This is a genomic window from Amycolatopsis sp. NPDC005003 (assembly GCF_053600695.1).
Genome location: NZ_JBSGAI010000075.1, coordinates 17,895 through 27,247, shown reverse-complemented (window position 1 = coordinate 27,247; position 9,353 = coordinate 17,895). Strand labels below are relative to the sequence as shown.

At 70.1% G+C, this 9,353-nt stretch carries 8 protein-coding genes; 7 read left to right on the top strand and 1 reads right to left on the bottom strand.

The features are described from left to right. Positions 1-60: 60 nt before the first annotated feature. On the bottom strand, positions 61-1,422 hold the full coding sequence (locus tag ACWED2_RS45570) for a sigma-70 family RNA polymerase sigma factor (protein WP_449696755.1): 1,362 nt from the start codon (positions 1,420-1,422) through the stop codon (positions 61-63). A 321-nt stretch (positions 1,423-1,743) separates the two neighbouring features. Here ACWED2_RS45570 and ACWED2_RS45565 point away from each other — a divergent pair, with 321 nt between their 5' ends. From ACWED2_RS45565 to ACWED2_RS45535, 7 genes are all read left to right on the top strand, one after another. Further along, complete coding sequence (locus ACWED2_RS45565) at positions 1,744-3,141, top strand: alpha/beta hydrolase domain-containing protein (RefSeq protein ID WP_449696754.1); 1,398 nt, start codon at positions 1,744-1,746, stop codon at positions 3,139-3,141. A gap of 388 nt (positions 3,142-3,529) precedes the next feature. Continuing rightward, entirely contained in the window at positions 3,530-5,131 is a 1,602-nt protein-coding gene (fadD8, locus tag ACWED2_RS45560; RefSeq protein ID WP_449696753.1) for a fatty-acid--CoA ligase FadD8, read from the top strand. A gap of 137 nt (positions 5,132-5,268) precedes the next feature. After that, positions 5,269-5,424: a hypothetical protein gene (locus ACWED2_RS45555; RefSeq protein WP_449696752.1), complete on the top strand. Its 156-nt coding sequence runs from the start codon at positions 5,269-5,271 to the stop codon at positions 5,422-5,424. 37 nt (positions 5,425-5,461) lie between these two features. Next, the gene (locus tag ACWED2_RS45550) at positions 5,462-5,851 is read left to right on the top strand and encodes a nuclear transport factor 2 family protein (protein ID WP_449696758.1); all 390 of its coding nucleotides are present in this window, start codon (positions 5,462-5,464) and stop codon (positions 5,849-5,851) included. A 6-nt stretch (positions 5,852-5,857) separates the two neighbouring features. After that, the gene (locus ACWED2_RS45545) at positions 5,858-6,412 is read left to right on the top strand and encodes a PadR family transcriptional regulator (RefSeq protein ID WP_449696757.1); all 555 of its coding nucleotides are present in this window, start codon (positions 5,858-5,860) and stop codon (positions 6,410-6,412) included. A gap of 254 nt (positions 6,413-6,666) precedes the next feature. Next, a complete protein-coding gene (locus ACWED2_RS45540; protein WP_449696751.1) occupies positions 6,667-7,536 on the top strand; it encodes a hypothetical protein in 870 nt (289 codons plus the stop codon). A gap of 533 nt (positions 7,537-8,069) precedes the next feature. Beyond that, complete coding sequence (locus tag ACWED2_RS45535) at positions 8,070-9,263, top strand: hypothetical protein (RefSeq protein ID WP_449696750.1); 1,194 nt, start codon at positions 8,070-8,072, stop codon at positions 9,261-9,263. Positions 9,264-9,353: the final 90 nt, after the last annotated feature.

Here is a 9,353-nt window from a genome sequence, read left to right as displayed (position 1 = left end):
GGCTGGGCGGCCTCCCCCCGCCGGGCCGCGCGTCGTCCCCCGGCGCCGCGCGGCGCCGGGTCACTCCCCGGGGTTCTTCGTCTTCTCGGCCTTCTTCGATTCCTTCTCGGATTCCTTCGCGGCCTTCGACGAAGACTTGGCCGCCTGCTTGGACTCCTTCGCGGCCGGGTCGTTCCCGAGGCCGTTGCCGTTGTTCCCGTTCCCGCCGTTCCCGTTCCCGTTTCCGTTGTTGCCGTTGCCGTTCCCGTTTCCGGTGCCCGAAACCGCCGGGTCCCCGGAATTCGCGGCCCCGGCCGACTCGCCCGCCGGCTGCACGCCCGTCGGCGCCACGCCCGGGGTGGTGGCTACCGCCGAGCCCGCCGCGTCCGACGTCGGCGCGACGCCGCCCGGCGGCACCCCGGCGCGGGAGCCCGCCTGCGGCCCGGTCCGCACGGGCTGGGTCGTGGTGCCCTCCTCGCCGGAGAACGGCGCCGGGGCGTCGCTGGACGTGCTGGCGCCGATCGTCACCGTCGTGACCAGCGCGGCCCCCGCCACGGCCACCTTCGCCGCCGTGGCCCACGACAGGGCGGACGCCCCCGTGCCGGTCGCACCGGCGGCGGCACCGGAGGTGGCGAGCGAGCCGGTGGTGGACAGCCACTGCGAGACGATCGGGACGCCCAGGATGAGCGGGGCCACCGCGGCGGGCAGTTCCTCGTTGAGCTGCCGGAGCCCCGCGGCCAGCTCCCGGCAGTCCGGGCAGCGGTCGAGGTGGGCGGCGATCCGGTGCGCCTTGTGGTCGGAGATGCCGTCGCGCACCCATCGGGCCAGCTGGCCGGAGACGTTCTTGCAGTTGCGCCGCCGCGCCTCGGGCACGTGCTGGTCCAGGTACGCCTGGCGCAGGCCCTCGCGGGCGCGGTAGGCCAGCGCGGCTACTCCGTTCGGCGTCATCCCGAGGTCTTCGGCGATCTTCGCGGGCGACTCGCCGTCGATCTCGGTCCGCCACAGCACCGTCTTCCACCGCTGCGGCAGGCTCGCGAAGGCGTCCGCGGCGACCGTGGCGTGCAACCGGCTGCCGACCGGCTCGTCACTCCCCGCACCCGGCGTCACGTCCGGCACCTCGGCCACCAGTGACACGGCGGCGTCGCGCCGGCGCCAGCTGATCATCGTGTTCCGGATGGTCGTCAGCAGGTAAGGACGGAAATCCTCGTCCGGGCCCTCGCCGGCACGCAGGATCCGCAGCACGCGGGTGAACCCTTCGGCGATCAGGTCGTCGCGCTCCGCCCGGTCGGCCGCGATCGCGGCGGCCACCCGCCGGGCGGCGGGGAGGTGCCGGTCGTAGAGCTCGCCGTACGCCGCGATGTCGCCACCGCGGACCGCCGCGATCAAGGCCGCGTCGGTCGGGACGTCCGTCGTCCCGGTCGCCGCCGGCGCCACTTCGGTCACCACTCCCCCTCGCCGTGCGCATGCACGTGCAGAACGTCCCGAGATAGTCGCGCAACGAGTGACACCTGCGCAAGGTTGCGGCGCCGAAAGCACTTTCCAGAGTTTTCGCGGCAGCCGAGCGACGGGAGCGTGGACTTGTCACATCTCTGAGCGATCCCGGGTGGATTCCCACCGGTTCGCGACGCCGTCGTTGTCCCCGCCTTTACCGGCGAGTAAGAGACAACCGTGGTGGCCGGGCCGGCCACCAGCCATTGTCCGATGTGGACGGTCGAAGAGCCGGGAGCCGCTCTTCGGGCCGTCGACCAGCAGAAGGGGTTACCCATGCGCAGAGCCCTGCTCGTGCTGCTGACCGTGCTCCTGCCCGCCGTCCTGCTCACCGGGACCACCCAAGCCGCGCAGGCCGCCGCCGCGCCCACCGTCACGGCGGTGCCCGCGGACGCCGGGCGCGGCTGGCCGGTCAGCGGCGCCCGCGGCGTCCTGGACCTCGCCGCGCGCGGGTACGTCGAGGAGGAGTACCTGCTTTCCGGCCGGGCCGACACGTTCGACCAGGTGGGACTGTGGACCGACGACGGCCGCTGGGCCACGCGCGTGGCCTCGAGCGGCAACCCGTACACCACCCGCCTGGTCGTCGTGCGGCCGCGCGACCCCGCCCGGTTCACCGGCACGGTCGTGGTCGAATGGCTCAACGTCAGCTTCGGCGTCGACATCCCGGTGGACTTCTCCCAGTCCTACGAACACTTCGTCCGCGAAGGCTACGCCTACGTCGGCGTGACGACCCAGAAAGCCGGTGCCGACAAGCTCAAGAGCCTCGATCCCGCACGGTACCCGGCGGTGAACCTCAGCGGTGACGCGCTCTCCTACGACGTGTTTTCGCAGGCCGCGCAGGCGGTCCGGGCGAACCCGCAGCTGCTGGGCGGCCGGACGCCCGCCGTGGTGCTCGGCACCGGGCACTCGCAGTCCGCGCTGCGGCTGACCACCTTCGCGAACGCGATCCAGCCGGTGCGGCGCAGCTACGACGGCTTCCTGATCCACGGCCGGGCCGCGCTCGCGTCGCCGATCGGCGACGGCGCCATCGGGCCGCTGTCGGCGAAGATCCGCACCGATCTCGGTGTCCCGGTGTTCGTCCTGCAGTCGGAGACCGACGTCATCGCGTCCGCCTCCGTCCGGCAGGACACCGCGCAGGTGCGGACCTGGGAGGTCGCCGGCACCGCGCACGCGGACCAGTACGGCCTGAACCTGTACAACGCGGCCAACGCCCGGGACCGGTCCATCAACGACGGCGCCCCCACGACGTGCGACAAGCCGGTCAACAGCATGACGTTCCGGTACGCGGAGAACGCGGCGTTCCGCCACCTGGACCGCTGGGCGCGCGGCGGCGCCGCCCCGCCCACGGCGCCCCCGATCTCGATGCTGCTCGACATCGTCATCCTGCGCGACGGCGACCAGAACGCCCTCGGCGGTGTCCGGCTGCCCGACCTCGACGTCCCGGTGGCCGCCTACTCCCCCAACAACAGCGGTGGCAACGTGCCGGGCGCGTGCCTGCTGCTGGGCACCACCACGCCGCTGACAGCGGCCCGGATCCGGCAGCTGTACCCGGACCACGCCACCTACCTCGCCCAGTTCACCGCGGCGGCGGACCGGGCCCTGCGGTCGGGCTACCTGCTGCCGCCCGACCGCGACGAAGCCGTGGCCAGGGCGCAGGCCGCCCCGGTGCCGTAACCGTCCACAAAGGAGCCACACGGGCGGGTCCGGCCGCTTCGGGGCCGGGCTCGCCGTCGGATCGATCGAAAGAACCCCTCGCCACCGCCGATCTCGCTACCCCGCCCCCTTCGATTCCGAACAGATGAGGAGGTGGCGATGCGGTACAAGGCGTCGCGGTCGCGGTTTCCCTGTCGCCCCGGCCGCGCCCGCTCAAGCTGGGCGCGTGCCAGGGCAAGGTCGAGACCTACGCGGCCGCCTGCCGGGCCGAGCCCCGCCGGAGGACGCGTCGCGGACCGGCGCACCCTCCGGACGTCACTGAAACCTGTTCCACTTCGGCGCCAAGCTGACAAACCCGGCCCGATCACCGTATCTTGTCGAGAACAGTAACGTGTTCTAGTCTGGCGCCGTGGAAGGGACCGGGATGGACGAGCAGGCGATGCGGTATCCGAACCACCTCGGCCACCTGGTGGTCTCGGCCCTGAAACGGCACCGGGACAAGCCGGTGATGGTGCTGGGCGAGACGACGATGACCGGGGGCCGGACCGCCGAGCAGGTCAGCCAGTACGCCCAGGCCTTCGAAGCGCTCGGCGCGGGCACCGGCGCCCCCGTCGCGCTGCTGTCGCTGAACCGGCCGGAAGTGCTGCTCATCATCGCCGCCGGCCAGCTGCAGGGCTCGCGGCGCACGGCGCTGCACCCGCTGGGGTCGCTCGACGACCACGCCTACATCCTCGCCGACGCCGGCATCACCACGCTGATCATCGACCCGGTGCCCGCCTTCGTCGACCGCGCGCTCGGCCTCCTGGACAAGGTCCCCGGCCTGACCCAGGTGCTCACCATCGGCCCGGTGCCGGAACCGCTGGCCCACGTCGGCAAGGACCTGACCGCGGCCGCCGCGACGTTCGAGCCGGGGCCGTTGCGGCCCGCCGTGCTCCCGCCGGACCAGGTCGTCTCGATCACCTACACCGGCGGGACCACCGGCAAGCCCAAGGGCGTCATGGGCACCGCGCAGGCGATGACCACGATGACGCAGATCCAGCTGGCCGAGTGGGAATGGCCCGAAACGCCGAAGTTCCTGATCTGCACGCCGCTGTCGCACGCCGGCGCCGCCTTCTTCGCCCCGACGCTGATCAAGGGCGGCTCGCTGGTCGTGGTGCCGAAGTTCGACCCCGCCGACACCCTGCGGATCATCGAAGAGCAGCGCATCACCGCGACCATGCTGGTGCCCACCATGCTCTACGCGCTGATGGACCACCCCGACTCGCGCACGCGCGACCTGTCCTCGCTGCAGACGGTGTACTACGGGGCCGCGTCGATCAACCCGGTGCGCCTGCGCGAGGCGATCGACCGGTTCGGGCCGATCTTCGCGCAGTACTACGGCCAGTCCGAGGCCCCGATGGCGATCAGCTACCTCGCCAAGGGCGACCACGACGACGCGCGGCTGGCCTCCTGCGGCCGCCCCTCGGCCTTCCTGCGCACTGCGCTGCTCGACGCCGACGGCAAGCCCGTCGAGCCGGGCGAGCCGGGCGAGATCTGCGTCGCCGGCCCGCTGCTCGCCGGCGGTTACTGGAACCTGCCGGAGATCACCGCGGAGACGTTCCGCGACGGCTGGCTGCACACCGGCGATGTCGCCCGCGAAGACGAGGACGGCTTCTGGTTCATCGTCGACCGGGTCAAGGACATGATCGTCACGGGCGGCTTCAACGTGTTCCCCCGCGAGGTGGAGGACGTGGTGGCCGAGCACCCGGCGGTGGCCCAGGTGGGCGTGATCGGCACCCCGGACGAGAAGTGGGGCGAAGCGGTGACGGCGGTCGTGGTCCTGCGCTCCGGCGCCGACGGCGACCTCGAGCAGCTCACGGCCGAGATCCAGGCGGCGGTGCGGGAGCGCAAGGGCCCGGTGCACGTGCCCAAGCAGGTGATCGTCGCGGAGTCCCTGCCGATGACGGGGCTGGGCAAGCCGGACAAGAAGGCACTGCGCGCCCAGTACCAGCGGCACGGGGCCGCCGTGTAGGGCGTTATACGGTCCGCCGGGCGATCTCCACCTCGACCGGCGACCTCCCGGACGCGGCGCGGGAAGCGGGCGTTCGGGCACTTCGTCGCGCTGCCGGTCGTGGGCACGGACCGGCAGCCGGCCGGCCCGGCGAGTCGGTGCGCACACTGCCGACCGCACGCGCCGCTCCGCGGCCGATGGTCACCGACCCGCGGGCGCCCTGGTTCGGCGCGGTGCCGGGGCCGGGCGCGCGGCCGGCGGAGACCACGCTCGCCGAGTGGCTCGCCCCACTGGAAGCCGAGCGGGTACGCTGACGTCACCTAGTCAACAAATTGAGTATTCGAGGTGACCATGGACAGCTTCCGCAAGGCCGTCGAGGCGCGCGACCCCGAGGCCATGGCCGCGACGCTGGCGGAGAACGTCGTGTTCCGCAGCCCGGTCGCGTTCAAGCCGTACCCGGGCAAGGCGATCACCGCCGCGATCCTGCGCGGCGTGCTGCGCGTGTTCGAGGACTTCCGCTATGTGCGCGAGCTCAGCGGCGGCGAAGGGCGCGACCACGCGCTGGTCTTCGAGGCCCGGATCGGCGACGTGCGGGTCGAGGGCTGCGACTTCCTGCACCTCGACGAAGCGGGCCTGATCGACGAGTTCACGGTGATGGTCCGGCCGCTGTCCGCGGCGCAGGCGCTGGCGGAAGCGATGGCGGCCCAGTTCGAGCAGATCCAGCGCGAAGCAGTCAACTAGTTGAGTATGGGACTGCGGCACGCGCTGATGGCGGCGCTGCTCGAAGGCGAGGCGTCGGGCTACGACCTGGCGAAGGGGTTCGACGCCTCGGTGGCGAACTTCTGGGCCGCCACCCCGCAGCAGCTCTACCGCGAACTCGACCGCATGGCGGCCGCCGGCCTGGTCCACGCCCGGCTCGTCCACCAGGAGCGGCGCCCGGACAAGCGGCTGTTCTCGCTGACCGACGCCGGGCGCGGGGCGCTGCACGCGTTCACGGCGCAGCCGCCCCGCCCGGGCGTGATCCGCGACGAGCTGCTGGTGCAGGTGCAGGCCGTGGACGCGGGCGACGAAGCGGCGGTCCGGCGCGCGCTGGCGGAGCGGATGGCCCGGGCGGAGACCAAGATCGCCGGCTACGAGCGGCTCCGCGCCCGCCTGCTGGACGGCCGGTTCGAAGACGACTACCTCGCCGAGGCCGAGCGGATCGGCCCGTACCTGACGCTCATGCGGGGCCTGTCGTTCGAGCGCGAGAACCTGCGGTGGTGCGAGCAGTCGCTGAAGGTACTGGACCGGCGGACCAGCTGAGCTGTCCGATGTGGACGGCGACGCCCAGCCTCGCGCGGCTGGTACGGCAGCCGACTTGCGCTCGCGAAATGCCATCCCTGCCACCGGCGGCTTTGAGCATCTTCGACGAAAGCATCGCCGCGGACGAGACCTGCGACCCGGATCGATAATAGATCAATCGGCAAGGCTCCCAAGAAGGCGAACCACGAGTAAAGCCGGATTTTGATCGACCCAGGTGGACGTAACGGAAACACGCGCGGGAACGACCCCGTATCATGAGTGCTACCAGAAGAAGCATCGTACTTCCGTCCCTGACCAAGCTGAGCATCACGCTCGGCTCGCTTTGCCTGACCTTGATCGGTGGCGGCCTCGCACTGCTGCTGAGCGCCAACCCGGGCAGTCCGGCGTTCGAGACGGCGAAATGGCTCTTGCAACTGGCATCGATCTTCGCCGGCACCGGCGTCATAAGCGCGGTGCTCCGACAGAGCGAGATATCGCGCGCACAGCAAGAGTCCTACGCCCGCGACCTCCAGGAACTCGTGACTGGACACGACAGAGTCCAACTGGCCGTTCGCATGCTGTCCGCACACGCCACGGCCAAGACCTACTCGGAACAGATCCAGAAAATCAGCGAAGTTCGCGAGATCATCCGGCACCTCACCTCATCGCCCAACATCCACAACGAATACCCACTCTTCGACGCATTGAAGCGGATGCGCCAAGACCTGAAGTACCTGATCAAAGAATACGAAGACCACTACCTCCCCGTCGCCCGACAACAACGCGTCGACGAATACTTCCTGACCTACCGACTCAAGAAACTCGCCGAAGTCGACTCGGACGACTTTCCACTGCTCGCACCACATCTTTCGGGCCCACTCCCAGCCGGACAGATATTGTCGTCCGACAAGAATTTTCCTTGCCTGAACAAGTTCTGCATCGAATACAAGTCAAGCGACTTTCGAAAGTTCTACGAAGTAGCCAAGATCATCCTCGAGCAGAAGGCCGGCACCCGAGATCGCAAGGACAGCGAGGTGACAGAGGCCGTGGCCGAAGCCATCAGACTGTTGGCCGCACCCAACATGTTCAGCTCGAGTTACGCACCCACACAGATCGATCCGACACACCGCAAGCTGCCAGGGTAGCTACCCCGCCCGTGCTTGCACACGAGACCGGAAGGGCCGGGCTCGGACGCCGTCGCGTCTGGTCCCGGCCGGTCCCGGTACTCCCACATCTTCCCGGCGTCACAGACCAAGTCGGAGCCTCATCGGGCATCCGCTGCTGCTGCCGCCTGCGAGTACCCCATCAGGCTCACCCTCACCTACCTGCCATTGCAGGGCAAGGCGCTGGTTTGTACGCCTCTTGTACGGCCACCTCCGACGATCGTTCCCACCGAATCGTTCTGGAGGACACGTGGATCCACCCCCGAGGCGACGCCGTCGTCAAGTTGCCAGCCGTCGAGCGCCAAGGTGACGCGGGCACGTTCGAAACACGCCCGGTGGTTGTCGCCGTTTTCGTGTCCGGCGTACTCGGCCATCACCCGATCTCCCTTCGGCTCGGATCCATCCTTCACGAGCACAGCATGTTCCCCGCTCCACGCACGTCTCAATGTGAGACCGGGGCAAACCACCCACCAGCCCGGCGAGCGTCCGGGCGCCGACCACCGAGGTTCTTCTCCATGTCACTGCACCACCGCATAGCCCAGGCCGCGCTGGCCGCCGGCGTGCTCGCGGGCCTGGTCGCCGCCCCGGCGGCCGCCGCCGCGGCCGCGCCGGCCACCCTGCCTGCCGACCAGTACACCCTGACCGCCAACTACAACCAGTTCGACGCGGTGAACAGCGCCCTGGTGTCGAAGCTCGGCACCGCGGCCGTCCACACCGTGATGGAGAACGCGAACCACGACCGCGCCGCGCTGCCGTCGTCGTTCTCCGTCGCCGGGCTCTCCACGGGGTTCCGCTTCGACAGCGACGACAACTCCGACTGCACCAACTACCCGCAGGGCATCACCACCAGCCGCGACGCCGTGGGCACGGCGAACGGCGGCAACTACGACGGGCACCAGCTCGTCGCGGTCAGCTGGTACACCAAGGACGGCTGCAGCGGTGACCAGTCGCGCAGCCGGATCACCCTGGCCGACTGGGACGCCGACTACCCCAACAAGTACCGCAAGATCCTGCTCGTCGAGCCCACCGGGACCGCGGACGCCCCGGACTTCAAGGACATCCCGATCCACGCCGGCGGCATGTCCTGGTACGGCGACTACCTCTACGTCGCCGACACCGGGAAGGGCATGCGCGTGTTCGACATGCGCAAGATCCTCAAGACGGACAACGGCGGCACCGCCGACCAGATCGGCCACCAGAGCGGCAGCACGTACTACGCCCACAACTACGCCTACGTCCTGCCGCAGGTCGGCTCGATCTCCTCGAAGACGACGTCGGGGACGAACCTCGCTTGGTCGTCGATCTCCCTCGACCGCGTCAGCAAGTCGATCGTGATGACCGAGTACACCTGCTCGTCCGGCTGCACGGACTACCCGAACCGGGCGCCGCGGGCGATCCGCTACCCGTTCGCGTCCACCGGCACCTTCGCCGCGACGACCACGGCGAGCCAGGCGCTGCAGCTGCCCTGGTACAAGCTCAACGGCGTGGCCTCGCACAACGGCCGCTGGTGGTTCCAGTCGTCCGGCCAGAAGCAGCTCTACTACTGGAAGCCGGCGGCCGCCGCGCAGACGTTCGCCTGGGTCAGCAGTGGCGAGAGCCTCTCGTACTGGGAGGACGACACCGCCGCCGACCTGCTGTGGTCACTGCAGGAAGGCGCGGGCAGCCGCAACGTCTTCGCGGTCACCCAGGCCACCTACGGCGGCGGCTGAGCAGCCTGATCACCCACGGCCCGTCCGGGACAGCTCCCGGGCGGGCCCTTTTTTGCCCCCTCGAGCCTGACCCCGCCAGGGTGTGGTTGC